The sequence below is a fragment of the Paraconexibacter sp. genome (genome assembly GCF_041602235.1).
Classification (GTDB): Bacteria; Actinomycetota; Thermoleophilia; order Solirubrobacterales; family Solirubrobacteraceae; genus Paraconexibacter.
Genome location: NZ_JBFIGP010000424.1, coordinates 1 through 2,300 on the forward strand (window position 1 = coordinate 1; position 2,300 = coordinate 2,300).

A 2,300-nucleotide genomic window follows, 5' to 3' on the forward strand; every position below is an offset into this window, starting at 1 on the left:
CGGGCGACGACCGGTTCGTGCTCACGAACACCGGCCGGGTGGCGATCGCGGTGGCGGGCGGTGCCGGGACGGACACCATCCAGGCGACCGGCACGGGGTTCCTCCTGAGCGACGCCCGGCTGATCGGGACGGTCCCGGCCTCGCTGCGCGAGATCGAGCGGGCCGAGCTCACCGGCACCGCCGCCGGTGACACCTTCGACGCGAGGTCCTTCTCGGGGTCGGTGGTCCTCGAGGGGCTTGGAGGGAACGACCAGCTCCTCGCCGGTGCGGGGGCGTCCTCCCTGCTCGGCGGGTCCGGGGACGACACGCTCGAGGGCGGCGCCGGCGGCGACGTCCTGCTCGGGGGTGACGGCACCGACACGCTCAAGGGCAACGGTGGCGCCGACACCCTGGAGGGGGCGGCCGGGAACGACGGGATGGACGGCGGACCCGGATCGGACACGGTGAAGGTGGGCGCGGACGCCGACATCACGCTGACCGACGCCGCCGTGACCGGTGACGGCGCCGACACCCTCACCGCGGTCGAGGCCGCCGCCCTGACCACCGGTCCGGGCGCGCACACGGTGGATGCCACCGGCTTCACCGGGGCCACTCGCATCACCGGGGGGCCGGCCGACGACGTCCTGCTCGGCGGATCCGGGCCCGACGTCATCCGCGGCGGCGCCGGGAACGACCTCGTCCGCGGCAACCTCGGCCGGGACGACCTCGGTGGAGACGCCGGCATCGACACGCTGAGCTACGCGGGCATGTCCTCACCGGTCGGCGTGGCGCTCGGCGCGCCGAGCGGCGGTCCCGCCGACGAGCCCGACACGCTCGCTGCGGACTTCGAGATCCTCGAGGGGGGGACGGCCGGGGACAGCCTGACGGGCGACGCCGGTCCCAACACGCTGCTCGGAGGGCCCGGCAACGATGCGCTGGCCGGTGGGGGAGGCGACGACTCCATCGTGGGCGGGGACGGAACGGACACGGTCGTCGCCGTCGGCGATGTCGACCTCGTCCTCACCCCGACCGCGCTGACGGGTCTCGGCACCGACGCGCTGAGCACGATCGAGGCCGCCGCCCTCGCGGTCGGGCCGGGGCCGCACACGGTGAACGCCACGGCGTTCACGGGCCCGGCGCAGATCACCGGCGGCCCTGCGGCCGACGTGCTGCTCGGCGGTTCCGGACCGGACCTCATCCGCGGGGCGGGCGGGGACGATCTCGTCCGCGGCGGTCCCGGACGGGACGACCTCGGCGGTGACGCCGGGAGCGACACCCTCAGCTACGCCGACGCCACGACGCCGGTCGTCGCCGCTCTCGGCGCGCCGTCGGGCGGACCGACGGCGGACCCCGATGTCCTGGCGGCGGACTTCGAGCACCTGGAGGGCGGCTCCTCGCGTGATCGCCTGACGGGCGACGGCGGGCCGAACGTCCTCCGGGGCGGCCCTGGGAACGATGTCCTGGACGGGGCGGGTGGGCCCGACGTCCACGAGGGCGGACCGGGCAACGACGCGCTGCTCGGCGGCCCGGGCGGGCCCGGGGACGGCGATGTCCACAGCGGCGGTGACGGCATCGACATGATCAACTACGGAGGCCGCACCACCGGCGTCCGCGTCACGGTCGGTGTCGGCGCCGACGACGGGAGCCCCGGCGAGGGCGACGACGTCCGCGGCGACATCGAGACGGTCGTCGGATCGAAGGCAGCCGACGTGATCGTCGCCGCGCCGGCGGGGGCCTCGTCGCGCAGCAGCCTGCGTGCCGGTGCGACCGGGAAGCTCTTCCTCGTGGCGGGCCTCTCCGGGAACGACCGCATCACCGGCGGGCCCGGCAACGACGCGCTCGGGGGAGGCAAGGGCAACGACGTCGTGGACGGAGGGCCCGGCAATGACGTCCTCGGCGGTGGCTCGGGCAAGGACAAGCTCAAGGGCGCGGCGGGCAACGACCGGATCTACGGGCACAAGGGGGCGGACGACATCGACGGCGGTGCCGGGGACGACGTGGGCTTCAGCCTCGACGAGGAGGCCGACGAGGTCGACTGCGGGCCAGGCTCAGACCTGATGCTCGGCGACCCCAAGGACGTCCCGGCGCTCGCCAAGCTGGCGAAGCTGAAGCCGGGGAAGAGCCCCAAGCCCTCGTCGGGCTCGACCCGTCCCGTGTCCTCGGGGTGCGACAACACGGTCGCGAAGCCCGACAAGCCCAAGGCGCCCGGAGCGACCCCCTCGGGCGGCGACCAGACCTGCAGCGACGGGGACGCGATCTGGGGGAACGAGGGTGACGGCGCCGGGTGCGACCCGTTCGACCCGAACGAGACGCTCGACCCG

The 2,300-nt window shown here is 75.0% G+C and carries 1 protein-coding gene; it reads left to right on the forward strand.

The window, feature by feature from the left end; translation table 11 throughout:
- On the forward strand, nucleotides 1–2,300 hold a 2,300-nt coding region (locus ABYE80_RS19910; RefSeq protein WP_372792048.1), incomplete at both ends, for a beta strand repeat-containing protein.